This window comes from Streptomyces erythrochromogenes (genome assembly GCF_036170895.1).
GTDB lineage: Bacteria > Actinomycetota > Actinomycetes > Streptomycetales > Streptomycetaceae > Streptomyces > Streptomyces erythrochromogenes.
Genome location: NZ_CP108036.1, coordinates 2,953,598 through 2,979,374, shown reverse-complemented (window position 1 = coordinate 2,979,374; position 25,777 = coordinate 2,953,598). Strand labels below are relative to the sequence as shown.

19 protein-coding genes are annotated in these 25,777 nt (G+C 73.1%); 11 read left to right on the top strand and 8 right to left on the bottom strand.

Translation table 11 applies throughout. The features are described 5' to 3' along the window. Window positions 1–177: 177 nt before the first annotated feature. The 5 genes from OHA91_RS13185 to OHA91_RS13165 all read right to left on the bottom strand — a co-directional run bounded on the left by OHA91_RS13185 (window position 178) and on the right by OHA91_RS13165 (window position 9,152). Window positions 178–408 (bottom strand): hypothetical protein, encoded by a 231-nt coding sequence (locus OHA91_RS13185; RefSeq protein ID WP_266497771.1) that lies wholly within the window; start codon window positions 406–408, stop codon window positions 178–180. Between the two features lie 791 nt (window positions 409–1,199). Continuing rightward, complete coding sequence (locus OHA91_RS13180) at window positions 1,200–5,072, bottom strand: multifunctional oxoglutarate decarboxylase/oxoglutarate dehydrogenase thiamine pyrophosphate-binding subunit/dihydrolipoyllysine-residue succinyltransferase subunit (protein ID WP_031151669.1); 3,873 nt, start codon at window positions 5,070–5,072, stop codon at window positions 1,200–1,202. Between the two features lie 271 nt (window positions 5,073–5,343). Next, window positions 5,344–6,435: a HAMP domain-containing sensor histidine kinase gene (locus tag OHA91_RS13175; RefSeq protein ID WP_381624761.1), complete on the bottom strand. Its 1,092-nt coding sequence runs from the start codon at window positions 6,433–6,435 to the stop codon at window positions 5,344–5,346. Next, complete coding sequence (locus OHA91_RS13170) at window positions 6,432–7,172, bottom strand: response regulator transcription factor (RefSeq protein ID WP_030028984.1); 741 nt, start codon at window positions 7,170–7,172, stop codon at window positions 6,432–6,434. Before OHA91_RS13170 ends, OHA91_RS13175 begins: the two co-directional genes overlap by 4 nt. Window positions 7,173–7,385: 213 nt before the next feature. Continuing rightward, window positions 7,386–9,152: a glycoside hydrolase family 3 protein gene (locus OHA91_RS13165; RefSeq protein ID WP_328739265.1), complete on the bottom strand. Its 1,767-nt coding sequence runs from the start codon at window positions 9,150–9,152 to the stop codon at window positions 7,386–7,388. A 152-nt stretch (window positions 9,153–9,304) separates the two neighbouring features. Between OHA91_RS13165 and OHA91_RS13160 the strand changes: the two genes are divergently transcribed. After that, a complete protein-coding gene (locus OHA91_RS13160; RefSeq protein ID WP_031151672.1) occupies window positions 9,305–9,940 on the top strand; it encodes a TetR family transcriptional regulator in 636 nt (211 codons plus the stop codon). On the opposite strand, the gene OHA91_RS13155 is transcribed toward OHA91_RS13160, so the two are convergent. Next, window positions 9,927–10,277 (bottom strand): hypothetical protein, encoded by a 351-nt coding sequence (locus OHA91_RS13155; RefSeq protein WP_328739264.1) that lies wholly within the window; start codon window positions 10,275–10,277, stop codon window positions 9,927–9,929. The genes OHA91_RS13160 and OHA91_RS13155 overlap by 14 nt on opposite strands. Window positions 10,278–10,520: 243 nt before the next feature. On the opposite strand from OHA91_RS13155, the gene OHA91_RS13150 reads away from it, so the two are divergent. The 5 genes from OHA91_RS13150 (at window position 10,521) to OHA91_RS13130 (ending at window position 16,983) form a co-directional block, all read left to right on the top strand. Next, the gene (locus OHA91_RS13150; RefSeq protein WP_328739263.1) at window positions 10,521–11,909 is read left to right on the top strand and encodes a hypothetical protein; all 1,389 of its coding nucleotides are present in this window, start codon (window positions 10,521–10,523) and stop codon (window positions 11,907–11,909) included. Window positions 11,910–12,079: 170 nt separating this feature from the next. Beyond that, window positions 12,080–12,958 (top strand): sulfurtransferase, encoded by an 879-nt coding sequence (locus OHA91_RS13145; RefSeq protein ID WP_328739262.1) that lies wholly within the window; start codon window positions 12,080–12,082, stop codon window positions 12,956–12,958. Window positions 12,959–13,054: 96 nt separating this feature from the next. Continuing rightward, complete coding sequence (locus OHA91_RS13140; protein WP_031151676.1) at window positions 13,055–13,813, top strand: DUF4097 family beta strand repeat-containing protein; 759 nt, start codon at window positions 13,055–13,057, stop codon at window positions 13,811–13,813. A gap of 168 nt (window positions 13,814–13,981) precedes the next feature. After that, window positions 13,982–16,405: an endopeptidase La gene (gene lon, locus OHA91_RS13135; protein WP_031151677.1), complete on the top strand. Its 2,424-nt coding sequence runs from the start codon at window positions 13,982–13,984 to the stop codon at window positions 16,403–16,405. A 137-nt stretch (window positions 16,406–16,542) separates the two neighbouring features. Beyond that, window positions 16,543–16,983, top strand: coding sequence for a MarR family winged helix-turn-helix transcriptional regulator (locus OHA91_RS13130; protein WP_031151678.1), 441 nt, complete (start codon window positions 16,543–16,545; stop codon window positions 16,981–16,983). Between the two features lie 71 nt (window positions 16,984–17,054). Here OHA91_RS13130 and OHA91_RS13125 read toward each other — a convergent pair whose 3' ends face one another. After that, a complete protein-coding gene (locus tag OHA91_RS13125; protein ID WP_266497749.1) occupies window positions 17,055–17,828 on the bottom strand; it encodes a protein phosphatase 2C domain-containing protein in 774 nt (257 codons plus the stop codon). 399 nt (window positions 17,829–18,227) lie between these two features. Between OHA91_RS13125 and OHA91_RS13120 the strand changes: the two genes are divergently transcribed. Genes OHA91_RS13120 through OHA91_RS13100 form a run of 5 tightly spaced genes read left to right on the top strand, consistent with a single transcriptional unit; the run spans window position 18,228 to window position 24,049 of the window. Continuing rightward, window positions 18,228–21,269 (top strand): sensor histidine kinase, encoded by a 3,042-nt coding sequence (locus OHA91_RS13120; RefSeq protein WP_328739261.1) that lies wholly within the window; start codon window positions 18,228–18,230, stop codon window positions 21,267–21,269. Beyond that, window positions 21,266–21,754, top strand: coding sequence for a roadblock/LC7 domain-containing protein (locus tag OHA91_RS13115; protein WP_031151681.1), 489 nt, complete (start codon window positions 21,266–21,268; stop codon window positions 21,752–21,754). The genes OHA91_RS13120 and OHA91_RS13115 overlap by 4 nt, the downstream gene beginning before the upstream one ends. Then, window positions 21,751–22,140 (top strand): DUF742 domain-containing protein, encoded by a 390-nt coding sequence (locus tag OHA91_RS13110; protein WP_031151682.1) that lies wholly within the window; start codon window positions 21,751–21,753, stop codon window positions 22,138–22,140. The genes OHA91_RS13115 and OHA91_RS13110 overlap by 4 nt, the downstream gene beginning before the upstream one ends. Further along, complete coding sequence (locus OHA91_RS13105) at window positions 22,121–22,741, top strand: GTP-binding protein (RefSeq protein WP_031151683.1); 621 nt, start codon at window positions 22,121–22,123, stop codon at window positions 22,739–22,741. The genes OHA91_RS13110 and OHA91_RS13105 overlap by 20 nt, the downstream gene beginning before the upstream one ends. Window positions 22,742–22,753: 12 nt before the next feature. Beyond that, window positions 22,754–24,049: a styrene monooxygenase/indole monooxygenase family protein gene (locus tag OHA91_RS13100; protein ID WP_328739260.1), complete on the top strand. Its 1,296-nt coding sequence runs from the start codon at window positions 22,754–22,756 to the stop codon at window positions 24,047–24,049. Here the strand turns inward: OHA91_RS13100 and OHA91_RS13095 are convergent. Then, a complete protein-coding gene (locus OHA91_RS13095) occupies window positions 23,965–25,158 on the bottom strand; it encodes a C40 family peptidase (RefSeq protein WP_328739259.1) in 1,194 nt (397 codons plus the stop codon). The two genes, OHA91_RS13100 and OHA91_RS13095, sit on opposite strands and share 85 nt — an antisense overlap. Between the last annotated feature and the right edge of the window lie 619 nt (window positions 25,159–25,777).

Sequence of the window (25,777 nt, the reverse complement as noted above, 5' to 3'; positions counted from 1 at the left end):
GCCGGGGGATCAAGACACCATCGGGGCGATCAGCGCTGCCCGGGCGGAGCCCGGTGCGCCCCACATCGCTACGCGCTCCTGCCGGAAGGCGTCCGCAGGTCTCTTGGGCTGGGCATAAGCCGCCATCGATCGCTACGCGCTTCTCCCTGCCCGCGTCCGCAGACCGCCTGGGGCTGGTCAGGTGTTTTGCCCCGGGTGGAGTTCGGCTGACTCGATGTTGGCGACTGCTGTGGAGAATTCGCGGCCGGACGGGCCCCGGATGTAGGCCAGCTCCACCCAGTGGGGATGGACGGAGTGCGAGACGTCCTCGTTGATCACGGCCATGAGCTCGCCCTCGACCCCGGACGCGATATCGCGCACACGGCGGCGCAGCAGGTGATGAGGCAGGTATTCGTACCGGTCAGTCATCCGATGATTCCTCGAAGGAGGAAGCGAAGCGTTCCCATCCGACGCGGGCGCGTTCGAGGAGCTGCTGACTGAGGGCGGGCACCTGGCTTGGGTCGTGGAAGGGACCTCCGCCACGTCGATCGCAATGGGCCGCTCTGCCACGGCGTCGCAACCTGCGGAAATACGCGCACTCCCGCTGCGAGTCAGCGTAGAGAAGCCGCCGTATGCGGACGAATCCTTTTCCGTGCTCCTCCCAGCCCCGAACGAGGGGCGGACGCGGTCTCGGAGAAGCGCGTAGCGATCGATGGCGGCCTATGTCCAGCCACAGGGGCCTGCGGACGCTTCACGACAGGAGCGCGTAGCGATTAGACGCGCTTCGCCGACCGCCCCGCGCATCGCTGATGTGGCCGTCCCTGAAAAGAAAGGCCCGGCCCGTTCCTTTGGGGGGTTCCCGGCTGTCCTCGTATGTCCGGGGCGGGACGGGCGGTCAAGGGTGGCCGTAGGCCATCGCGCAGCGACGCGACGAAGGAGCGCCCTTGAGGGGTCGGCGCGAACCGGAGAGACGATGGGACTGACGGGAAACCCCCAAGACAGCTCTGATGCCGCCTCGTACGGACACCGTCCCGGTACCGCGCCGTACTTCCTGGCTCGCCGCCATCGGCCCAGCCGCGCTCCGACCCCGCCGCGCCCCGGGGGTGGGTGGGCGGCCACCGGCCGGCAGGCCGGGGCCGCGGGGGTGAAGGCCCCGGGTGCCGGGGGAAGCCGGAAGGCCCGGCCCCCTTGGGGGCCGGGCCTTCCTGGTGCTGCCGGGGTTACGCCTCGAAGACCTCGTTCAGGAGGAGCTGCTGCTCCGCCTGGTGGCGCTTCGCGGAGCCCACCGCCGGGGACGAGCCGTGCGGGCGCGAGATGCGCCGCAGGCGCTCGCCCGCCGGGACGTCCGCACCGACCGCCAGGTCGAGGTGGTCGATCAGGTTCAGCGCGATGAACGGCCACGCACCCTGGTTCGCCGGCTCCTCCTGCGCCCAGATGTACTTCGCCGCGTTCGGGAACTTGGCGATCTCGGCCTGGAGCTCGGCACCCGGGAGCGGGTACAGGCGCTCGATGCGGATGATCGCGGTGTCCGTGATGCCGCGCTTCTCGCGCTCGGCCTCCAGGTCGTAGTAGACCTTGCCGGCGCAGAAGACGACCTTGCGGACGGCGTTCGCGTCCACGGTGGTGTCACCGATGACCGGACGGAACGAACCGCTCGTGAACTCCTCCGCCTTCGACGCCGCGGCCTTCAGACGCAGCATCGACTTCGGGGTGAAGACGATGAGCGGCTTGTGGTGCGGGTTGTGGACCTGCCAGCGCAGGAGGTGGAAGTAGTTGGACGGGAGGGTGGGCATGGCCACCGTCATGTTGTCCTGCGCGCACATCTGCAGGAAGCGCTCGGGGCGCGCGGACGAGTGGTCCGGGCCCTGGCCCTCGTAGCCGTGCGGGAGGAGCAGGGTGACGCCGGAGGTCTGGCCCCACTTCTGCTCGGCCGAGGAGATGAACTCGTCGACGACGGTCTGCGCGCCGTTGACGAAGTCACCGAACTGGGCCTCCCACAGGACCAGCGCGTCCGGACGGGCCAGCGAGTAGCCGTACTCGAAGCCCATGGCCGCGTACTCGGAGAGCAGCGAGTCGTAGACGTTGTAGCGGGCCTGGTCCTCGGACAGGTAGAGGAGCGGGGTGTAGTCCTCGCCCGTCTCCCGGTCGATGAGGACCGCGTGGCGCTGGCCGAAGGTGCCGCGGCGGGAGTCCTGGCCGGACAGCCGGACCGGGGTGCCCTCCATGAGCAGCGAGCCGAAGGCGAGGGTCTCGCCCATGCCCCAGTCGATGGTGCCCTCGTCGATCATCGCCGCGCGGCGCTGCAGCTGCGGCAGCAGGCGCGGGTGGACGGTGACGCCCTCGGGGATGGTGACCTGGGACTCGGCGATCCGCTTGACGACGTCCTGGGAGATCGCGGTGTTGACCTTGACCGGGAATTCCTGCGCGGTCTGCGCGGGCGCGACCGGGGCGCCGACGGCCGGGGCCGTGGCGGCCTCGCGGACCTCCGCGAAGACCTTCTCCAGCTGGCCCTGGAAGTCCTGGAGCGCCTGCTCGGCCTCTTCCAGGGTGATGTCGCCACGACCGATGAGGGACTCGGTGTAGAGCTTGCGCACCGAGCGCTTCTTGTCGATCAGGTCATACATCAGCGGCTGGGTGAAGGCCGGGTTGTCGGACTCGTTGTGGCCGCGGCGGCGGTAGCAGATGAGGTCGATGACCACGTCCTTGTTGAACGCCTGGCGGAACTCGAAGGCGAGCCGCGCGACGCGGACGACGGCCTCCGGGTCGTCGCCGTTCACGTGGAAGATCGGCGCCTCGATCATGCGGGCCACGTCGGTCGCGTACATCGAGGAACGCGAGGACTCCGGGGCGGCGGTGAAGCCGACCTGGTTGTTGATGACCACGTGCACGGTGCCGCCGGTGCGGTAGCCGCGCAGCTGCGACATGTTCAGCGTCTCGGCGACGACGCCCTGGCCGGCGAAGGCCGCGTCGCCGTGGAGCGCGAGCGGGAGGACCGTGAAGTCCGTGCCGCCCTTGTTGATGACGTCCTGCTTGGCGCGGGCGACACCCTCCAGGACCGGGTCGACCGCCTCTAGGTGGGAGGGGTTCGCGACGAGCGAGACCTTGATCTGCTCGCCGTCGAGGCCGGTGAAGGTGCCCTCGGCGCCCAGGTGGTACTTGACGTCGCCGGAGCCGTGCATGGACTTCGGGTCGAGGTTGCCCTCGAACTCGCGGAAGATCTGCGCGTACGACTTGCCGACGATGTTCGCGAGCACGTTCAGGCGGCCGCGGTGGGCCATGCCGATGACGACCTCTTCGAGGCGGGCCTCGGCGGCCGAGTCGATGACGGCGTCGAGCAGCGGGATGACGGACTCGCCGCCCTCCAGGGAGAAGCGCTTCTGGCCGACGTACTTCGTCTGCAGGAAGGTCTCGAAGGCCTCCGCCGCGTTCAGGCGGCGCAGGATGCGCAGCTGCTCCTCGCGCTCCGGCTTGGTGTGCGGGCGCTCGATGCGGTCCTGGATCCAGCGGCGCTGCTTCGGGTCCTGGATGTGCATGAACTCGACGCCGGTGGTGCGGCAGTACGAGTCGCGCAGGACGCCGAGGATGTCGCGCAGCTTCATCATGGACTTGCCGGAGAAGCCGCCGACGGCGAACTCGCGCTCCAGGTCCCACAGGGTGAGGCCGTGCTCGGTGATGTCGAGGTCGGGGTGCTTGCGCTGCTTGTACTCGAGCGGGTCGGTGTCGGCCATGACGTGGCCGCGGACCCGGTAGGAGTGGATCAGCTCGAAGACGCGGGCGGCCTTCGTGACGTCGTCGTCGTGCGAGGCGTCGATGTCGCGGTTCCAGCGGACCGGCTCGTACGGGATGCGCAGCGACTCGAAGACGGAGTCGTAGAAGCCGTTCTCGCCGAGGAGCAGGTTCGCGACGATGCGCAGGAACTCGCCGGAGGCCGCACCCTGGATGACCCGGTGGTCGTAGGTCGAGGTCAGGGTCATGACCTTGGAGATGCCCAGCTTGTTCAGGGTGTCCTGCGAGGTGCCCTGGAACTCGGCGGGGTAGTCCATGGAGCCGACGCCCATGATGACCGACTGTCCGGGCATCAGGCGGGGCACGGAGTGGACGGTGCCCAGGCCGCCGGGGTTGGTCAGGGAGCACGTCACGCCGGTGAAGTCGTCCATCGTCAGCTTGCCGACGCGGGCGCGGCGGACGATGTCCTCGTAGGCCTGCCAGAACTCGAAGAAGTTGAGGGTCTCGGCCTTCTTGATGCCGGCGACGACGAGCTGGCGGTCGCCGTTGGGCTTCACCAGGTCGATGGCGAGGCCGAAGTTCACGTGGTCGGGCTTGACCAGGGTCGGCTTGCCGTCCTTCTCCGCGAAGGAGTAGTTCATCGACGGCATGGCCTTGATGGCCTGGACCATGGCGTAGCCGATGAGGTGCGTGAAGGAGATCTTCCCGCCCCGGGCCCGCTTCAGGTGGTTGTTGATGACGATGCGGTTGTCGAACAGCAGCTTCACCGGGACGGCGCGGACGGACGTGGCCGTCGGGACGTCGAGGGAGGCGTTCATGTTCTTGGCCACGGCAGCCGCCGGGCCGCGGAGCGTCACCAGCTCGGGGCCCGCGGGGGCCTCGGTGGCGGGCGCGGCCTTCTGCGGGGCTACGGAGGCGGGAGCGGGCGCGGCCGGTGCGGCGGCCGGGGCCTGGGAGGTGACAGTCACAGCAGGGGCACCAGAGGGGATGGCAGGAGCAGGGGCAGGAGCTGACACAGGCGGAGGAGTCGGCGTCGCGGTGTGCGCGGGCGCGGCGTCCGCCGCCCCCGTGGCGGCGTCGGCGACCTGCGGGGTCCTGGCGACGGCGGTGGCGGCCTGTGCGGAGGCGCCGTCCGTCGGCGTGGACTTATCGGGACCGGCCGACGTCACCGGAGCGGCAGCGCCCCCCGGCTTGTAGTCGGCGAAGAAGTCCCACCAGGCGCGGTCGACCGACTGCGGGTCCTGGAGGTACTGCTGATAGATCTCGTCGACGAGCCACTCATTCGCGCCGAAGCCTGAGGCAGGGTTCTTCCCGCCCTCTGCTGCTTCGGTCGTGGTGCTCGAGTTACTGGGGGACTGTGGCGACACGGCGGCAACCGCCCTCTTCCGCTTCACAAGGTATGGACAGCGGGAATAAAGGCTACGCCTCCTGGACCGCTGCATGCAGGCCGGGCGGGACTTACGTCGTGCAGGTCACATCGAACGGCGGGTTTCATGACGTGGAATGGCGGGAAACCAGCCTGGTTCGGGTAGGGGGCACCGAGGTTGCGGCCCCCTTGGCTTCGCACCCCTGACGGACCCCGGGTACGTGTGGCCGAGATCATGTCCTTCCCAGTCGAACCCTACGTCAACACGGGACCTACGAGCTGCCCGGAAGCGTGACGAGGATGCGGCAGCCACGTGACGATTCGGCCACCCCGATCCGGCCGCCGTGCAGCTCCACGGCCCAGCGGGCGATCGCCAGGCCCAGTCCGGTGCCGCCGTCGCCGCCCCGGGCGCTGCCCCGGTTGAACCGCTCGAAGACCCGGTGGCGCTCGGCCTCCGGGATGCCGGGGCCCTCGTCCCGGACCTCCAGCACCAGGTCCCCGGGCGTCTCGCCGGCCCGGGCGCGGACCGTGACCCGCCCGTGCGGCGGGCTGTGCTTGACCGCGTTGTCGATCAGGTTGGCCACCACCTGGTGCAGCCGCTCGGCGTCGGCGTACGCGCACAGGTCGGGCGGGAAGACGTCCAGGTGCAGGTGGACGTCGTTGCGGGTGTGTCCGCCGGAGCCGGAGAGCAGCCCCGGCCGGCCGGAGGCCGCCAGCCCCGACTCCTTCAGCACCCCGGACAGGTACGGCCAGACCTCGAAGCGGCGGGCCTTCAGCGGCACGACCCCGTTGTCCACCCGGGACAGGTCCAGCAGGGTCTCCACGAGCCGGCCGAGGCGCTCGGTCTGCTTCAGCATGGTGCGCATGGTCTCCGGGTCGGCGGCCGAGACCCCGTCGACGACGTTCTCCAGCACCGCCCGCAGCGCGGCGATCGGTGTGCGCAGCTCGTGCGAGACGTTGGCGACGAGTTCCTTGCGGTGCCGGTCCACGGCCTCCAGGTCGTCCGCCATCAGGTTGATCGTGGAGGCCAGGTCGCCCAGCTCGTCGCGGCGTCCGGCGCCCCGCACCCGCCGCGTGAAATCGCCGTGGGATATCGCCCGGGCCACCGTCGTCATGTCGTCCAGCGGCGCCGTCAGGCTGTGCGCCACGAACTGGGTGATCAGCATCGAGGCGATCACCGAGAAGACGGTGATGAACCGCAGCTCGGTGTCGGTGCGCAGGGCCACCAGCAGCAGGCCGGTCGTGATGAAGACCGAGACGACCACCAGCGTGCCGAGCTTGGTCTTGATCGAGAACGGCGAGAAGGGCCGCAGCCCTCCGGTGGGCCGCTGGCGCTGGCGTGGCCCCTCCGCCCGGCCGTTCACGGCTGGGCCGGCGTCTCCAGGGCGTACCCGACGCCGTGGACCGTACGGATCCGCTCGGCGCCGATCTTCCGCCGCAGGGCCTTGATGTGGCTGTCGACCGTACGGGTCCCGGACGCGTCGGCCCAGTCCCAGACCTCCGCCAGCAGCTGCTCCCGGGAGAGCACGGCCCGCGGTGTCCCGGCCAGGCACACCAGCAGGTCGAACTCGGTCGGGGTCAGGTGGACGTCCTCGGTCTGCACCCGGACCCGGCGCTGCGCGTGGTCGATCTCCAGGTCGCCCAGGCGCAGGGTGGCGCCGCGCGGGGTGTGGGCGGCGATCGTGGCCCGCTCCACCCGCCGCAGCAGGACGTGGACGCGCGCGGCCAGCTCGCGCATGGAGAACGGCTTCGTCATGTAGTCGTCGGCGCCGACGCCCAGCCCGACCAGCATGTCGGTCTCGTCGTCCCGGGCGGTGAGCATCAGCACCGGGACCGGGCGCTGTGCCTGGACCCGGCGGCAGACCTCCAGCCCGTCGAAGCCGGGCAGCATGACGTCGAGGACCAGCAGCTCGGGCAGCCAGCTCTCCGCCGCGGCGACGGCCGCGGGACCGTCGGTGGCCGTCTGTACCTGGAAGCCCTCGGCGCGCAGCCGGGCCGCGATGGCCTCCGCGATGGTGCGGTCGTCCTCGACGACGAGCACACGCCGCTGGGCGCCGGGTGTTGCCGCGGCGCCGGTGTGGGTGGTGTGTGTCTGTTCCATGTCCGCCCCTGAAGATCCCGCTGAATGGGGTGCAGCGTAGAGGAGGCTCCGGCCTGCGGCTACGTGGGGTTCGGACACGGCATATGCGCTGGACCTGAGTAAATGGAATGGGTTGTACCGGGTGCCGGACCCCCCACGGGACCGGCACCCGGCGGGTGGGGCGGTCAGGTGCCCCACCGGCTTCGGCCTCGTCGGATCCCTTTTGGAGGGGGCCTACAAGGCCAGTCCGTGGCCGTGGGGGAAGACCGGGTCGTGAGTGTCGTTCGGCACATCGGGGCGGGATGCCGCGACCGCCGCCATCGAACGCGGGAGCTCGAAGGGCAGGCGTCCCTCGGCGGCGGCCCGGCCGAAGGCCACGTCGAGTAGCGCGGAGTCGGACGCTCCGTAGTCGGCGACCAGTGCCGCCGCGCGTTCGGCGATCTCCGGGACGACGGCCGCCCGCTCCAGGTTGATGCAGACCAGGGTGGGGACGCGGTCCAGGAGGGCCAGGATCGCGCCCAGCTCCGGCTCGGGGAAGGCCAGGGAGCCGGAGTGGAAGTAGGACTCGAAGAGGTTCTCCCGCGGCTCGTACGGGGTCCGCAGCCGCAGTACGGCCAGGTCGGCGGCGGCCGGGTCGGCGACGACCTCGCCGTACGCGGCGGCCACGGCCGCGTCCACGCCCCGCACGTACAGCTTCGGCCGGGCGGCGAGCGGGAGCAGGCCCCGGGGGTTGGTGAGGACGGTCAGGGAGCGCCGCTGGGCGGCGGCGCCGAGCGCGGTGAAGTCGGCCCGGCCGACGGTCTCCTCGGCCGCGTCGGGGTCCACGTACGGGTCCTCGAACAGGCCGAGCGTGAACTTCTCGCGCAGCAGGCGGCGCACGGACGCGTCGATCCGGGACTGCGGGACGCGGCCCGAGCGGACCAGCTCCACGACGACCTCGGGGCACTGCTCGCCGCCGAACTGGTCGCAGCCGGCCTCCAGGGCGCGGGCCGCCCGTTCGGCCGGGCTCAGGTGCTCCAGGCCCCACGCGCGGGCCGGGTGCTTCTGCCCGAAGATCGTGGCGTCGTTGAGCAGGCCCCAGTCGGTGCACACGATGCCGTCGAAGCCGAGCTCCTCCCGGAGCAGGCCGGTGACCACGCCCTTGTTGAAGCCGAAGCCGACCTCCTCCCAGTCGGTGCCGACCGGCTGGCCGTAGTACGGCATCATCTGCGCGCATCCGGCGGCTATCGCCGCCTTGAAGGGCTCCAGATGGTGTTCGCGCATGCCGCCCGGATAGACCTGCTCCTTGCCGTGCGCGAAGTGCGGGTCCTCGCCGTCCTTCTGGGGGCCGCCGCCGGGGAAGTGCTTGACCATCGCGGAGACCGAGCCGGGCCCGAGCGCCGGGCCCTGCAGCCCGCGTACGTAGGCGCGTACGAGCTCGGCGGTCAGGCGGGCGTCGGAGCCGAAGGTGCCGGACTGGCGGGCCCAGCGGGGCTCGCTGGCCAGGTCGATCTGTGGGTGCAGGGCAACGCGGAAGCCGACGGCGAGGTACTCGCGGCGGACGGTGTCGGCGAACCGGTGGACGAGCTCGGGGTCGCCGATGGCGGCCAGCCCGAGGGCCTCCGGCCAGGCGGAGAAGGCGCCGGCGTTGAAGGAGGCGCCGGGGTTGTCGGTGAAGGTGTGGCGCGGGTCGGTGGACAGGGTGACGGGGATGCCCAGGCGGGTGCCGGCGGCCATCTCCTGGACGGCGTTCTGCCACCGGGCCATCTCGCGGGCCCCGTGGGAGCCGAGCAGGTTGAAGTGGGTGACGAAGCGGTCCTCGACCAGCTCGGGCGTGGTGAGGGGGAGCATCGAGCCGTCGGTCTCGGTGACCGGGGTGCCGTCCGCGTTCATCATCAGCATCGAGTGGAAGAGCTGGCCGGCCTTCTCCTCCAGGGTCATGCGGGAAAGCAGGTCCTCCACGCGCCGGGCGACGGGCAGCGAGGCGTCCTGGTACTCGGGTCTGTCGGGGCTGGCGTTCATGACGGCTCCTGGACGGCGTGACCGGCGGCGGATCGGCGGCGGATCGGCAGGGTCAACGTAGAGCCGAAAACCATGTGACTGCTAGGTTTTCGCGAGTGGCGCAGGTCACAAGGTCTGGATGGCCCGGGGTGGACCGTGCTTAGGGTGTCCGCATGGCACAGGACAGGCCGAGAACGGCCGCGAAGGGCTCGGCGCGGGGGACCTACGCCGTCGGCGACGCCCGACGGCAGAAGATCCTCGACACCGCGGTCGAGCACTTCGCGCTGTGGGGCTTCCACGCCTCCTCGCTGGCCCGGATCGCCGCCGCCTGCGGGATCACCCAGGGCGGGCTGCTGCACCACTTCCGCAGCAAGGAGGACCTGCTGCTGTCGGTCCTGGCCCAGAGCGAGCAGCACGACGTGGAGCGGCTGTTCGCCGAGCCGCCGGAATCGGTCGCCGCCCACTTCGCCACCGTCGTCGCCCTCGCCGAGGACAACGAGCGCCGGCCCGGCCTCGTCCGCATGTTCCACACCCTCGTCGGCGAGGCTGCCAACCCCGGCCACCCCGCACACGCGTACTTCAGGCAGCGCTACGCCCGGGTGCTCGACCACACCGTGGAACTGCTTCAGGCGGGCGTCGCCCGCGGGGAACTGCGCCCGGGCACCGACTGCGAGGCCGCCGGCCGGGAGATCCTCGCCGTCATGGACGGCCTCCAGATCCAGTGGGTGCTGGCGCCCGCGAGCGTGGACATGCCGGCCCGGCTGCGCGGGTTCCTGGACCGGCTGCTGCGGGACCTCAGCCCTGCGTGAACGGCGGCAGCGCGTCCGCCACCTTCACCAGGGCCGGCGGCAGGGAACCCTGCTCGCCCGCGACCTCGTACCCGCCGTGCACGAAGGCGTAGAAGAACCCGTCGTAGATCTTCGGACCGCCCGTAGCGATCCGGGGCTGACGGGCGAAGTCCGCCTCCCGGAGAGCCGTGCGCAGGGCCGCCAGCTCCTGTTCCGACAGCTTCCCCGTGCCCTCCGGCTCCGCCTTCGCGTCCAGCCGGGACCACGAGCCGTCGCCCTTCACGATGACGGTGTGGGTCTCGCCCGCGAAGCCCCCGCTGCGGGTGACCCGGACCAGGGTCTCGCCGGGGGCGGGCACCGCACTCGTGCTCGCGCCCGGGCTCCGGCTGGGGCTCGGGCTCGCGGCGGGGCCCGTGCTCGCGCCAGCGCTCGTACTCGCACTCGTGCCCGGCCCCGCGGAGCCCTTCGGCGGCGCGTCGTCGGCGCCCCCGGAACCGGACGGTCCGCACCCCGCCAGGACCACCGCACCCAGAAGTACCGCCGCCACTGCCCGGAACGCGCGCACACCCACCTCCGCAGCCACTCGGGTCCACCCCCGAGTATGGAGTCCGCACCCCCGATCCGACAGCTTCAGGAGGCCGCCATCAGACGCATCGCGCCATGGCGCCTGCTGCCGCCGCTGATCGCCGCGGTCCTGGGCCTGTGGGGCCTGGAGCGCGGCGGCAGCATGTGGCGCGACGAGTCCGTCACCTGGCAGGTGGCGCACCGCACCCCCGGCGCGATCCTGGAGCTCCTCGGCCGGGTCGACGCCGTGCACGGCCTGTACTACGCCCTCATGCACGGCGTGTTCCAGGCCTGGGACGGCGGCCTGTGGGCGCTGCGGCTGCCCTCCGTCGCGGCCACCGCCCTCGCCGCCGCGGGCGTGGCCGCCGTCGCGCACCGGCTCGTCGGGGAGCGGGCCGCGCTGATCTCCGGCTGCGCGTACGCCGTACTGCCGCCCGTCCAGATGTACGCCCAGGAAGGCCGCTCGTACGCGCTGGTCGCGGCCGCCGTGGTGTGGGCGACGTACCTGATGCTCCGCGAGCGGTGGATCGCCTACACCGTCGTGCTGCTGATCGGCTGCTGGCTGCACGAGTTCGCCGCGCTGGCACTGCTCGCCCACGCCTTCACCGCCCGCGGCGCGCGCGGCTGGCGCTGGAGCGCCGCGACCGTCGTCGTCCTGCTGCTGCCGCTCGCCGCGGTCGGCGTGCGCCAGGCCCACCAGCAGCTCGGCTGGCTGGGCCGGCCGAGCTGGCAGGACTGGGCCGCGTACGCCGTGGTGGGCGCAGCCTCCCTCCTGCTCGCCCGGGGCGCCCCGAAGGACCTCGTACGGGTGGCGCTGCCCCTCGTCCTGTTGCCGCCCGGACTGCTCATGGCGGTCTCCCTGCTCAACCCCTGGTACGTCGACCGGTACGTGCTCTACGCGCTGGCCGGGCCCGCCCTGCTGGCCGGCGCACGGCTGGCCGCCGCCCGCGGATGGTGGCCGTGGGTGCTGGCGGGCGCCCTCCTCGTACCGTTCGGCATCTGGTCGGCGTGGCTGCGCACCCCGGAGAGCCGCAAGGACGACGTCCTCGCGGTGGCCGCCGCGGTGCGGGAGCGGGCCCGCCCGGGGGACGCGGTGGTGTTCATGCCCTCCCGCAGGCGCGAGTGGCTGCTGTCCTCGCCGGACGTCCGCGCAGGCCTGCGCGACGTCGCCCTCGCCGACGGGCCGGCCGCCTCGCACAGCCTCCAGGGCACCGAGCTGTCCCCGGAGCGGATCCGCGCGGCCCTGCTCGCCTCGCCCCGGGTGATCGCCCTGCAGGACCCGCCGGGGCAGCCGCTGGACCCGTACCCGCGCGAGGGGGCCAAGCGGGAGGTGCTGGCCGGCCGCTTCGACCTCTGCTCGGTCACCGAAGTACGGGGCGCCCGGGTCGCCGTCTACGCCCGCCCGGGCGGCTGCGACACCCCCTAGCGGGTGCCTTGCCGATGGTGCCGGGCCAGGGCCAGGGCGGGGGGCGGGACGGGGGCGGATGCGGGCCCGGCGGGGCCGCGCCGGAGGATGGGGGCGACCGCGTCGCACAGCCGGCGGGCCGCACCGCCCCCGCGGGCGGGGCCCGCCGAGCCCTCAGGAGGTGCTGCCGTATGCCCACGTCCGACAACCCCGCGCCCCGCGAGCCCGGGCCCGCGAACCCCGGACCGCTGGTCGGGGCCGACTGGCTCGCCGACCGGCTGGGCGACCCCGGACTGGTCGTCTTCGACGCCTCCGTCGGCGCCCACCGCGCCGCCGGCCGGCGCATCCCGGGCGCCCGCCCCTTCGATCTCGACGGAGCCCTCTCCGACCACGCCGCCCCCGCCCCGCACACCATGCCCGGCCCCGCCGCCCTCACCGAGGCGCTCCGCGCCCTGGGCCTCCACGACACCGACACCGTCGTCGTCTACGACGGCGCCGGCGTCTACTCCAGCGCCCGCGCCTGGTGGATGCTGCGCGCCATGGGCTTCGACCGGGCCGCCGTCCTCGACGGGGGACTGCCCGCCTGGACGGCCGCCGGCCTGCCCGTCGAGGCCGCCGGCCCCGAGTACGGGGGCCCGCGCGGCTCCTTCACCGCCCGGCCCCGCCCAGGACTGCTGATCGACGCCGAGGCCGTCGCAGCGGCCCTGGCCGACCCGGCCGCGGCCGTCCTGGACGCGCGTACCCGCGACCGCTTCGAGGGCACCGCACCCGAACCCCGTCCTGGCCTGCGCGGCGGCCACATGCCGGGCGCGGCCAGCCTCCCGTTCGGCGAACTCCAGCGCCCCGACGGCCTGATGCGCCCGGCCGGGGAACTCCGCGCGGCCTTCGAGGCGGCCGCGGGCGGCCGCGAACGCCTCCGCTTCAGCTGCGGCTCCGGGGTGACCGCCTGCGTACTGGCCCTCGGCGCCGACCTCGTCGGCTACCGGGACCTGGCGGTGTACGACGGCTCCTGGAGCGAATGGGGCCTGCCCTCGCCCCAGCGCCCGGTCGTCACCGGCCCGGGCCGCTGACGACGCCCACCGGTGCGGGGCCCGGGGGATAGCCCGACATCCGATCCGGGTACCGGCACCATCGGCCGCGCGGCGCCGGCCCCGGAGGATCGGTGCATGACTTCCCACACCACGGCGGCCCGGGCCGCCCGCGCCGCGGCCGTCGCCCTCGCGGCCGGCCTCGTCCTGGCCGGTTGCTCCTTCGTCGACGGCCCGCGCAGGACGGCTCGCGCCGACACGACGGTCACCGAGGCGGTCACCGCCGTCGAGGTGACCGGCACCCGGGCCGGGTCGATCGAAGTCACCCCGGGCACCGGTCCCGGCGTCACGGTCCGCCGTACCGTCCACTACCGCGGCGACACCGCCCCCACGCCCGGCCAGCAGGTCAGCGGGGGCGTGCTCACCTTCACCGACGGGTGCTCCGCGAGCTGCTCCATCGACTACCGCCTGGAGGTCCCCGCCTCCGCGAAGGTCACGCTGGAGAGCGACAGCGGCGACATCACCGTGACGGGCGTCGCGGCCGCCGAGGTGGAGGCCGACTCCGGCGACGTCCGGGCCGAGGCCGTCGCCGGACCCCTGAAGATCAGCACCAGTTCGGGCGAGATCACAGCCACCGGCCTGTCCGGCCCGAGCGCGTCGGTGCACTCGGACTCGGGCGACACGCGCCTGGACTTCGCGAAGGCCCCCTCCTCGGTGCTCGCCGAGACCACCTCCGGCGACGTCAGCCTGAAGGTGCCCGAGGCCCCCTACCGCCTCTCGGTCTCCACCACCTCCGGCGCCCGCGACGTCACCCTCCCCGACGACGCCTCGGCCACCTCCCGGCTCTCGGCGAAGACCACCTCGGGCGACGTCCGCATCTCCCCCCTGAACGGCTGAACAGCTGCACCTCGCCCGTGTGGCGGGGGCGGCTCCTGGCAGCGCCCACTGACATCCGGCTGTGTCCCCGAACTGCGTTCGCCCCCGGCGAACGGGGGTTGGGGAACATTCAAGGGGCGCAGATGCATTGAGTCCGCATAGCTCAACTTCACTGCCGGAGGGAAGATCATGGCTTCGACGTCCGTAACGCTCACCCTGCCCGTGCTGCCGCTCGACGACGAGGTCGTGCTGCCCGGAATGGTCGTCCCGCTGGACCTGTCCGACGCCGAGGTGCGCGGAGCCGTCGAGGCGGCCCAGGCCGCGGCGGGCCGGGCACAGCTCCCGGCGGCAGCCGGGGGAGGCAAGCCCCGGGTACTGCTCGTGCCGCGGATCGACGGCAAGTACGCCGCGACCGGTGTGCTCGGAACCGTCGAGCAGGTCGGCCGCCTCTCCGGCGGCGACCCCGGCGCACTCATCCGCGGCCTCGGCCGCGTCCGTATCGGCGCCGGAACCACCGGGCCCGGAGCGGCGCTCTGGGTCGAGGGCGAGACCGTGGACGAGACCGTCCCCGACCCGCTGCCGGGCGCCGTCGCCGAGCTCGTCAAGGAGTACAAGGCCCTCGCCACCAGCTGGCTCAAGAAGCGCGGGGCCTGGCAGGTCGTGGACCGCGTCCAGCAGATCGAAGGGGTGTCCGCCCTCGCCGACAACTCCGGGTACTCGCCGTTCCTGACGGTCGAGCAGAAGGTCGAACTCCTGGAGACGGCCGACCCGGTCGCCCGCCTCAAGCTCGCCGTCAAGGCGCTCAGCGACCACCTCGCCGAACAGGACGTGGCCGAGTCCATCGCCAAGGACGTCCAGGACGGCGTCGACAAGCAGCAGCGCGAGTTCCTGCTCCGCCGCCAGCTGGAGGCCGTACGCAAGGAACTGCGCGAGCTGAACGGCGAGAAGGACGGCGAGGAGTCCGACGACTACCGCGCCCGCGTCGAGGCCGCCGACCTCCCCGAGAAGGTCCGGGAGGCCGCGCTCAAGGAAGTCGACAAGCTGGAGCGGTCCAGCGACCAGAGCCCCGAGGGCTCCTGGATCCGCACCTGGCTCGACACCGTCCTCGAACTGCCCTGGAACGAGCGCACCGAGGACCAGTACGACATCCAGGGCGCCCGGGCGGTACTGGACGCCGAACACGCGGGCCTGAGCGACGTGAAGGACCGCATCACCGAGTACCTGGCCGTGCGCAAGCGCCGCAGCGAGCGCGGCATGGGCGTCATCGGGGGCCGCCGAGGGGGCGCCGTCCTCGCGCTCGTGGGCCCGCCCGGTGTCGGCAAGACCTCGCTCGGCGAGAGCGTGGCCCACGCCATGGGCCGCAAGTTCGTCCGCGTCGCGCTCGGCGGCGTACGGGACGAGGCCGAGGTGCGCGGCCACCGCAGGACCTACGTCGGCGCCCTGCCCGGCCGCATCGTCCGGGCCATCAAGGAAGCCGGATCCATGAACCCCGTGGTCCTGCTCGACGAGATCGACAAGGTCGGCTCCGACTACCGCGGCGACCCCGCGGCCGCCCTCCTGGAGGTCCTCGACCCGGCCCAGAACCACACCTTCCGGGACCACTACCTGGAGGTCGAGCTGGACCTGAGCGATGTCGTCTTCCTGGCCACCGCCAACGTGCTGGAGGCCATCCCGGAGGCCCTCGCCGACCGCATGGAACTCGTCCGCCTCGACGGCTACACCGAGGACGAGAAGGTCGTCATCGCCCGCGACCACCTGCTGCCCCGCCAGCTGGAGCGCGCCGGGCTCGCCGCCGACGAGGTGGTCCTGGAGGAGGACGCCCTGCGCAAGCTGGCCGGGGAGTACACCCGCGAGGCGGGCGTACGCACCCTGGAGCGGGCCGTCGCCCGCCTGCTGCGCAAGGTCGCCGCCCAGCACGAGCTGGGCGAGCGCGAGCTCCCGTACCGCATCGGGGCCGACGAGCTGCGCAGCCTGATCGGACGCCCGCACCACGTGCCCGAGTCCGCCCAGGACCCGGCCGAACGGCGCACCGCCGTCCCCGGCGTGGCCACCGGCCTCGCGGTCACCGGCGCGGGCGGCGACGTGCTGTTCGTGGAGGCCTCGCTGGCCGACCCGGAAACCGGCGCGGCCGGACTGACCCTCACCGGCCAGCTCGGCGACGTGATGAAGGAGTCGGCGCAGATCGCGCTGAGCTTCCTGCGCTCGCACGGCGCCGAACTGGAACTCCCCGTCGCCGACCTGAAGGACCGGGGCGTGCACATCCACTTCCCGGCGGGCGCCGTGCCCAAGGACGGCCCGAGCGCGGGCATCACCATGACCACCGCCCTCGCCTCGCTGCTCTCCGGGCGCCAGGTGCGCACGGACGTCGCCATGACCGGCGAGGTCTCGCTGACCGGGCGGGTCCTGCCGATCGGCGGGGTCAAGCAGAAGCTGCTCGCCGCCCACCGGGCGGGCCTGACCACCGTGATCATCCCGAAGCGCAACGAGGCCGATCTGGACGACGTCCCGGCTGAGGTGCTGGAGGGGCTGGAGGTGCACCCGGTGACCGATGTCCGCCAGGTGCTGGAGCTCGCCCTGGACGGGGCACAGGTGCCGGTCACCGCCGTCGCCTGACGGCTGCACCGCTCTCCGGACTGCTCCCGGACGGCCCGGGGTCCCGCTGCGGCGGGGCCCCGGGCCGTCCGCGCACCCGCTGCGAAATACTGGGCCCCCACCCACCGGGGTGCCACACATCGAAGAAGGAGCGGGACGTGCACGGGAGTGAAGACCAGGAGTTCCTTGCCCTGGAGCGGGAGCTGTCCGTCTTCCTCCGGCGGGCCCGCGCCTCCTCCGGCGAGATGGCCCGCGAGCTCCACCCCGAGCTGGAGCCCGCCGCGTACGGGCTCCTCGTACGACTGGAAGCGGCCGGCCGGCAGCGGGCCACCGAACTCGCCGCCTACTTCGGCGTCGGCAAGGCCACCATGAGCCGGCAGCTGCGGGCGCTGGAGGTCCTGGGCCTGGTCGCCCGCGAGCAGGACCCCGCCGACGGCCGGGCCTTCCTCGTCGGGCTCACCGAGGAGGGACGCGAGCGCTTCCTGCGGGTACGGGGCGCGCGGCGCGAGCAGTACATGCGCAAGCTCGCCGGCTGGGACCGCGGCGAGGTGGCGGAACTGGCCCGCCTGCTGCACCAGTTGAACGCGGGCGCCGAGTAACGCCGTCCCAGGGCCCGTCGGCGCCGCCCAGGGCTGCGCCGGCGGCATCCCAGGGCTGCGCCGGCGGCACTTCAGAGCTCCGCGTAGACCGCCGACGCGTCGTCGTGCCGCTTGTACCGGCCCGGCGGGCGGGCCGGGTCGGACTCGACGGCGCGGACCCGGCCGATCAGGCCCTCCGCACCCTCCTTCCGCAGCACCGCCAGGCACTCGGCCCAGTCGCCCTCCCCGAACGTGTCCGTCCACCGGCTCGCCCCGTCCGTGAGCGCGGCCACCGCCCGCACCCGCCCCCGCGGGGTGCGCCCCGTGACCGCCCGGGCCGCCACCGCCGGATCCGCGGCCGCCGTGAAGAACCCGCCCTCGGCGTTGCGCAGGGCGTCCGTAGCCGCCACCGAGCGCAGCACCTCGCGCGGCACCCGGTCCAGCCGGTCGTCGAGCACGGCCGTCACCTCGCCCCCGGGCGCCTGGAGGAGGAGTACGGAGTCCGAGAGCACGAGGTGCTCCACGTACGCCTCGTCCCAGCGGACCACGACCACCGTCGCCTGCGGGGTGCGGACGTGAGAAAGGTCACAGGTGTCGCGATGGGTCTCGGCCGTGGCGCGGACGGCCTCGGCCAGGATCCGGTCCAGCGGCATGTCGCGCCGCGATCCGGACAGTTCGGTCAATCGGCCGCCGAGCCGGGCCGTGAACCACGGCACTCCGTGCACGCACCCGACGTCGCCCGCCGGCGGGGTGACCCCGTCGAGGGCCACGAGGACTCCGCCTCCCGAAGCGGGCGCCGACGCCGACACCCAGTCCTCATTGGGGCGTTCCTGACTGCCGGGGGCGGTGGCGAGGTCGATGCGCATACGGACATTCTGTCCGGCGGAGGCTCCGAGGACGGGGTCGGTGCGGACCAGGAGGGGAGAGGTGGGCGGCCCCTGCACGCGAGGCGTCCCGGGGGCGGGCCGGCAAGGCCCCGGCCCGGGAGGGCCGATGTGGGCGGGCATACTGCCAAAGGCCGCATCGATCTTTCAACCGCCTGTCCACGGAGCCGCTCTGGGGCCGGGTGCCCGAGTTGGTCGCCAACTCATCCGTGATGTTCACTCGTTCGAGTGGCCGGGTGGGCGATGTGCGGCTCTCTCCCCAACACGCTGCAAAGGTCTGAGGCGGTACGAGGGGGCAGGGGGCGTTTACTTGTTGACCGGCCGTTACCTCGGCCACACGAGTAGACGAGCAAAAGCACACGTACAGGATTGCGAGCACCGGTGCAGAAGAAGCGGTCTCGGAAGAACGGCACCGCCGCCGAAGGCCCGGCCCCCGCAGGACGCCGCGTCCGCGTGCGCAGCCGGCTGGTCGTCGGCGTCGCCGTCGCGGGACTCACCGTCCTCGCGGCCGGCACCCCCGCCGTCGTCACCGCCGCGAGGGAGCTGAACGACTCACAGCGGCTGGTCACCCTCGCGGAGCAGACCGGCCAGATCCTCACCCTCACGCACGTCCTCGCCGACGAGCGCGACGCCGTCGTCGAGTACGCCGCCAAGGGCCGGCCCGGCGCCGCCAAGGGCGGCCTCCAGGAACGCATCCTGCGTACCGACCGGCAGATCGCCGAGGCCGCCGCCGAGGTCGACGAACCCCTCGCCGTGGCCCTCGCCCGCGTCGCGTCCGTCCGCACCGAAGCCATCGACGGCAAGGGCACCGCCCTCGCCGCCCACCAGGCCTACACCGGCGTCATCAGCGAACTCCTCGCCCCGGGCACCCGGCTCGCCGAGCTGACCCCGCCGCGCGCCGAGGCCGCCCTCGCCACCACCCGCCCGCTGGCGCCCCTGGGCCAGGCCGTGGAACAGGCCTCGGCCACCCGCGGACTGCTGCTCGGCGCGCTGGCCGTCCCCCGCGGCGAGCAGCCCCCCGGCTCGGCCACGGTCGACGAACTCACCGCCGCCGCCCAGCGCTCGCGCGTACGGGAGCAGGCCGCCCTCGACGACTTCGCGCGGGTCGCCCGGCCCGACGTACGCCAGACCCTCGCCGCCACCGTCACCGGCCCCGAGGTCAAGGCCGCCGACGACTACCTCAAGCGGCTCACCGACCGGCCCACCCTGACCACCCCCGACCGCAAGACCGACGGCGCCGCCGTCGGCACCGCGCTCACCTCGCGCATCGACCGGATGCGCACCGTAGAGGCCACCCTCGCCGGAGAACGGGCCTCCGCCCTCGCCTCCCTGCGCGACGACGACGTGACCCGGCTGGAGATCCTCGTCGCCCTGCTCGGCCTGCTGTTCCTCGTCGCCGTGGGCTTCGCCACCGCCGTCGCGCGCTCGCTGACCCGCCCGCTGTCGGTCCTGCGGCGCGGCGCGGAGCGGCTGGCGACGCCCGAGGGCTCGGTGGAACCGGTGCGGTTCACCGGCCGCAACGACGAGTTCGCCGAGGTCGTCCGGCACCTGAACGCCGTACGCGACCAGACGGTCTCCCTGCACACCCGGATCGCCGGCCTCGACGCCGACCGGCGCCGCATCATCGGCCGCAACGAGGCGCTCGCCTCCGGCCGGGAGGTGCTCGAAGAGGAGCTGACGAAGCTGCGCGCGGGGCTGGAGGAGCACCGCCGCATCATGTCGACGACCTCCGTCTCGCTGTCGCTGCGCACGCTGGGCCTGGTGGAACGCCAGCTCGCCGTCATCGAGGAGCTGGAGTCCAGGGAACAGGACCCCGACCGGCTCGCGACCCTCTTCAAGCTGGACCACCTGGCGACCGTGATGCGCCGCCACAACGAGAACCTGCTGGTCCTCGCCGGGCAGGAGCACGGCCACGGGCAGGGCCTGCCGGTGGCGCTGGTCGACGTGATGCGGGCCGCCGTCAGCGAGATCGAGCGCTACGAGCGCGTCGACCTCGCGGCGCTGCCCTCGTACACGCAGGTCGCCGGGCACGCTGCCGACGACATCTCGCACGTGCTCGCCGAACTGCTGGAGAACGCCACGACGTTCTCCCCGCCGGACGTCAAGGTGAAGGTGTCGGGCTGGACGCTCGACAACGGCGACGTGGTGCTCTCCGTCGTCGACGAGGGCATCGGCGTCACCGAAGACCGCCTGGAGGCGCTGAACGCCCGGCTGTCCACGCCCGAGGCGTACGACGAGGAGCCCGAGGAGGAACACGGCCTGGGCCTCGGCCTGTACGTGGCCGGGCGGCTCGCGGCCCGGCACGGGGTCACCGCGGAGCTGCGCGGCGCGCGGCACGGGGGCACGGAGGCCCTGGTGGTCGTCCCCGCGGCGCTGCTGCCCGCCACCCCCCCGGCCTCGCCCGTCCACACCCTGGCCACCCCGGGCGCGCCCTCGCTGCACCTGCCGGGCGTGATAGCGGAGGCGAACGAGAACACCCTCCCGACCCGTCGGCGCGGTGCGCACGCCGCGCCCGAGGCCGCCGCGGCCGACCCGAGCCAGGAGCCTGCGGCGCCGGACCCGGCGGCCCCGGACCTCACCGATGCCGCCGAGCCGGTCCTCCCGGCCGAGCCGGTCACGCCGGTCACCCTGGCCGAGGCCCTGGCGGCCCCGCCGGAGGCCGGCCTTCCGTCGCCGGACGAGGTGTTCACCGCCGCCCCGGCCGTGGACGCCCCTCCGGCCGACCAGGTCTTCACCGCCGCCCCGGCCGTGGACGCCCCGCCCGCGGACCAGGTCTTCACCGCTGCCCCGGCCGTGGACGCCCCGCCCGCGGACCAGGTCTTCACCGCCGCCCCGGCCGTGGACGCCCCTCCGGCCGACCACGTCTTCACGGCCGCCCCGGCCGCCGAAGCCTCGCCCGCGGACGTGCCCCCGGCCGACCAGGTGGTCACCGCCGAGCCCCCCGCAGGGGAGCAGCTGCTCGCACGCATCGTCCACGACACGGACCCGGCCGACTTCACGCTGCCGGATCCCGCCGAGGCAAACCCCGCCGAGCCCCCCGCAGGGGGCCCGGCCGACCAGACGTTCACTGCCGAGCCCCCCGCAGGGGACCACGCACACACCCCTGCCGAGGCCGACTGGCTCCCCCGCCAGGGCAGCCACCCCGCCGACCCCGCCGACGGCGGCGGCCCCGTCACCGACAAGGGCCTGCCGAAGCGCACCCCGCGGACCGTCGCCGCCCCGCGCAGGGAGGACGTACGGCCCCAGCCGCCGCGCCGGGTCGACGCCGAAGAACTGCGGCGCCGGCTCGGGGGCTTCTACCAGGGAGCCCAGGACGGCCGGCGCGTCGTCGCCGCCGAGTTCGCACAGGACCTGGAGCAGGGCCCGGGGCAGGGACAGAGCAATACCGACCAGGGGGACAGCGCACAGGAGGCACGCACATGACCGCGCCCAGTACGTACGGACTGAGCACCCAGGCCCGCAACCTGCAGTGGCTGCTGACCGACCTGGTCGAGGAGGTGCCCGGCGTCAACTCCGTCGCCGTCGTCTCCTCGGACGGGCTGCTGCTCCTGTCCTCCGACCCCGGAGCGGGCGGCGCGGAGGAACCGCGGGCGACGCCGAGGCCCAAGGGGCCACGGGGAGCGTCCGCCGACCTCGCCACCATCGTCTCCGGGCTCGGCAGCCTCACCACGGGGGCGGCCGCCCTCATGGAGTTCGGCGCCGTCAAGCAGACCATGGTGGCGATGGAGAACGGCTCGGTCTTCGTCATGGCCATCAGCGACGGCTCACTCCTGGGCGTGCACGCCACGCCCGACTGCGACATGAGCGTCGTCGCCTACCACATGGCCCTGTTCGTCGGCCGCGCCGGACACGTCCTGACCCCCGAAGTCCGCAGTGAACTGCGCCAGTCGATGGAGAACACCCCGTGAGGAGACCGGCCGCCGACCGACTCCCGATACGCGGAGCCGACCGCCGTCCCGCCCGCGTCCGCCCGTACTCCCTGACGGGCGGCCGGACACGGTTCACCCAGGTCCTGAACGTCGAGACGTTCGTCGCCGCCCTGGACACCAAGGCGTCCGAGCCGCAGAAGCCCGACCGCATGCCCGAGATGCCCGCCATCGTCGAGGTCTGCCGGCGCATGCGCACGATCGCCGAGATCGCCGCGCTGCTGAAGCTGCCGCTCGGTGTGGTCCGCGTCCTGGTCAGCGACCTCGCCGACCAGGGCAGGATCCGTGTCTACGGAACGGGCAACGGCTCCGGCCGGCCCGAACGCGCGCTGCTGGAAAGGGTGCTCGGTGGTCTTCGCCGTCTCTGACAGAACGGGGGTGGACGACGAACCGGTCCAGCCCTGGCAGTACGACCGCTCCCGCGCACCCGTCGCCGTCAAGGTGCTGGTCGCGGGTGGCTTCGGGGTCGGCAAGACCACCTTCGTCTCCTCCGTCTCCGAGATCACCCCGCTGCGCACCGAGGCGGTGATGACCCAGGCCAGCGTCCCGACCGACGACCTGACCGGCACCCCGGACAAGCACACCACCACCGTCGCCATGGACTTCGGCCGCGTCACCCTCGACGACGACCTCGTCCTCTACGTGTACGGGACCCCGGGCCAGGAACGGTTCTGGTTCATGTGGGACGACCTGGTGCGCGGCGCCATCGGCGGGCTCGTCATGGCCGACACCCGCCGCCTGCGCGACTGCTTCCCCGCCCTCGACTACTTCGAGAGCTCCGGGCTGCCGTACGCCGTCGCCGTCAACCACTTCGAGGGCTCGCAGTCGTACGAGCCCGAGGACGTGCGCGAGGCGCTCAGCGTCCCGCCCCACGTACCCGTGGTGATCATGGACGCGAGAGAGCGCCGGACGGTGATCGAATCCCTGCTGGCGCTGGTGGGCCACGCCCTCGACAGCACTCCCGAATAGAGGACTTGAGAGATGCGCAGGATACTTGTCGTCGGAGCCGGCCAGTCCGGACTCCAGCTCGCCCTCGGACTCCAGGCGAAGGGGTACGAGGTCACCCTCATGTCCAACCGGACCGCGGACGAGATCCGCACCGGTCGGGTCATGTCCACCCAGTGCATGTTCGACACCGCGCTCCAACACGAGCGCGACCTCGGGATCAACTTCTGGGAGCAGCAGGCCCCGAAGATCGAGGGCCTCGGCGTCTCGGTCGCCGCGCCCGACGGCAGCCGGCCCATCGACTGGCTCGGCCGGCTCAAGGGCTACGCGCAGTCCGTGGACCAGCGCGTGAAGATGTCCGGCTGGCTGGACACCTTCGCGCAGCGCGGCGGGCAGCTCGTCATCCACGGGGCGTCCGTCGCCGACCTCGACTACTTCTCCCGCACCTACGACCTGGTGCTGATCGCCGCCGGCAAGGGCGAGCTGGTGTCGATGTTCGGACGGGACGCGGCGCGTTCCCCCTACGACGCCCCGCAGCGCGCGCTGGCCGTCTCCTACGTCCACGGGCTCGGCCCGCGCCCCGAGCACCCCGAGACGGAAGCGGTCCGCTGCAACCTCGTCCCGGGCGTCGGCGAGCTGTTCGTCATGCCGACCCTGACGACCTCGGGGCGGGCGGACATCCTCTTCTGGGAGGGCGTCCCCGGCGGTCCGCTGGACGTCTTCAACGGCGTCAAGGACCCGGCGGAGCACCTGGCGCTCACGCTGGGGCTGATGGAGAAGTACACGCCGTGGGAGTACGCCCGGGCGACGAAGGTGGAGCTGACGGACGCGGGCGGCACGCTCGCCGGCCGGTACGCGCCGGTCGTCCGCAACCCGATCGGACGCCTTCCCGGCGGCGGGCTCGTCCTCGGCGTGGCCGACGTGGTCGTCGCCAACGACCCGATCACGGGCCAGGGCTCGAACTCGGCGTCCAAGTGCGCGGCCTCCTACCTCTCCTCGATCCTCATGCACGGGGACAACCCGTTCGACGAGGCGTGGATGAAGGCGACCTTCGACAAGTACTGGTTCACCACGGGCAAGCCGGTGACCCAGTGGACGAACGCGATGCTGGGCGTGCCGCCGGAGCACGTGCTCAACCTGATCGGCGCGGCCGGGCAGCTCCAGCCGGTGGCGAATCGATTCGCTAACGGCTTCGACAACCCGGCCGACTTCGACGCGTACTTCTACGATCCCGAGGACGCGGCGGACTACCTGGCCGAGGTGGCCTCCTCCGTCCCCGCTCCTGCCCCCGCCTCCGGTGCCTCGGCCGTGGGCGCCTCCTCGGCGGAGTAACCGGCGTCGTCCCCCGCCGCCGCCCCCGAGGCCTCGGGCAGCGGCGGCGGGGTGAACTCCGCCAGCGGCTTCCCCTCCGGGTCCGGCCGCACCGCCCCGAGCAGCGGGTTCGCGGCGATCGGCGAGACCTTCACGACGGCCCCCGGCCGCGGCGCCTGGATCACCTTGCCGTCACCGACGTACAGGCCCACGTGCGTGGCCTTGGGGAAGTAGACCACCAGGTCCCCCGGCCGCAGCTGGTCCAGCGGCACCCTCGGCAGCTGCGCCCACTGCTCCTGGCTGGTCCGCGGAATGCTCCGTCCGGCGTGCGCCCAGGCCTGTGAGGTGAGGCCCGAGCAGTCGAAGGACCCGGGCCCCTCCGCGCCCCAGACGTACGGCTTCCCGATCTGGGCCGCCGCGTACGTGAGGGCCGCGCCACCGGCGGCCGTGGGGGTGCCCGTGCGGGTGGGGAGGGCCCCGGAGGTCACCAGCTCCCGCTGCGCCGCCGCGGTCTGCTCCGCCTCGCGCGCCCCGAGCCGCGTCAGTTGCTCCGGAGTCAGCGAAGCCAGCAGCCGCTCGACCTGCTTGAGCTGCGAGGCGACCTCCTCCTTCTGGACCTTCTGCCGAGCGGCCAGCGTCTGCCGCGTGTCCAGGGCCTTGCGGGCCCGTACCGCGAGCGCGTCGGCCTTCTTCTCGCCCCGCGCGAGACGGCTCAGCGCCGCGGCCCGGCGGGCGCCCTCGCGGGCGGCCAGCCGACGCTGCTCCAGGGCCGCCTGCGGGTTCCCCGCCAGCAGCATCCGGGCGTAGGGGGACAGGCCCTGGCCGCCCTGGTACTGCTCGCGGGCGAGCCGCCCGGCGAGGGCCCGCTCGGAGTCGAGGGCCGTACGGGCCCTGCCGAGCTCGGCGGCCCGCGACCGCTCCTCCCGCCGGCCCGCCTCCAGGGCGTCCTCCGTGGTCTTGTACGCCTCGGAGGCCTCCTCCGCCTTCTGATAGAGCCCCTGCAGGCGGGTGAGCAGCACGCCGACGTTTTCCCCTTCGGGCAGACCGGGCTCGGCGCCGGCGCCCTGGACCGGTCCGGCGACGAGGAGCGCTACGGCGATGCAGGCAGCGCGAAGCCCCCGATATGACATGGGATCACCTCCGAGACCGCCGATGCTGCCACGCCCGGTATGACAAATTGCCCAGCGGAGTCGGCCGGTCGAAAGGAGCCACCCGGTTGGCGGCGCGCCGGGCCGGGTCGGGCCGGGTCGGGTCGGGGCAGGACGGGTCGGGACGGGAGCGCGGCGGGTCGGGAGCGTGGCGGGTCGGAGCACGGCGGGGTCGGGAGCGGGGCGGGTCGGGAGTGCGGCGGGTCGGGAGTGCGGCGGGGTCGGAGCGTGGCGGGTCGGGAGTGCGGCGGAAGCCGATGGGGCGGGGGCGGGGAGGCGCGGGGTGGTGGTGTGGGGGCGGGATCCGAGGACTCGGTGGTCAGTGACGTGCTGGGGGTTTCCCGTCAGTCCCATCGTCTCTCCGGTTCGTGCCGGTCCCTCAAGGGCGCTCCCTTCGGTCGCGTCGCTTCGCGATGGCCTTCGGCCACCCTTGACCGCCCGTCCCGCCCCGGAAATCCGAAAGACTGCCGGGAAGCCCCCAAAGGAACGGGCCGGGCCTTCAAAAGAGAGACGGCCACATCAGCGATGGGCGGGGCGGTCGGGGAGCGCCCCAAATCGCTACGCGCTCCTCACGGCTCGGCGTCTGCCAGCCTCTTGGGCT

Excerpts from the sequence above, each read along its gene's own strand:
- OHA91_RS13140 (WP_031151676.1), top strand. The coding sequence starts at position 13,055 with ATGACTTCCCACACCACGGCGGCCCGGGCCGCCCGCGCCGCGGCCGTC.
- OHA91_RS13145 (WP_328739262.1), top strand. The coding sequence starts at position 12,080 with ATGCCCACGTCCGACAACCCCGCGCCCCGCGAGCCCGGGCCCGCGAAC.
- lon (WP_031151677.1), top strand. The coding sequence starts at position 13,982 with ATGGCTTCGACGTCCGTAACGCTCACCCTGCCCGTGCTGCCGCTCGAC.
- OHA91_RS13150 (WP_328739263.1), top strand. The coding sequence starts at position 10,521 with ATGGAGTCCGCACCCCCGATCCGACAGCTTCAGGAGGCCGCCATCAGA.
- OHA91_RS13125 (WP_266497749.1), bottom strand. The coding sequence starts at position 17,828 with ATGCGCATCGACCTCGCCACCGCCCCCGGCAGTCAGGAACGCCCCAAT.
- OHA91_RS13165 (WP_328739265.1), bottom strand. The coding sequence starts at position 9,152 with ATGAACGCCAGCCCCGACAGACCCGAGTACCAGGACGCCTCGCTGCCC.
- OHA91_RS13185 (WP_266497771.1), bottom strand. The coding sequence starts at position 408 with ATGACTGACCGGTACGAATACCTGCCTCATCACCTGCTGCGCCGCCGT.
- OHA91_RS13095 (WP_328739259.1), bottom strand. The coding sequence starts at position 25,158 with ATGTCATATCGGGGGCTTCGCGCTGCCTGCATCGCCGTAGCGCTCCTC.
- OHA91_RS13170 (WP_030028984.1), bottom strand. The coding sequence starts at position 7,172 with ATGGAACAGACACACACCACCCACACCGGCGCCGCGGCAACACCCGGC.
- OHA91_RS13100 (WP_328739260.1), top strand. The coding sequence starts at position 22,754 with ATGCGCAGGATACTTGTCGTCGGAGCCGGCCAGTCCGGACTCCAGCTC.
- OHA91_RS13115 (WP_031151681.1), top strand. The coding sequence starts at position 21,266 with ATGACCGCGCCCAGTACGTACGGACTGAGCACCCAGGCCCGCAACCTG.
- OHA91_RS13160 (WP_031151672.1), top strand. The coding sequence starts at position 9,305 with ATGGCACAGGACAGGCCGAGAACGGCCGCGAAGGGCTCGGCGCGGGGG.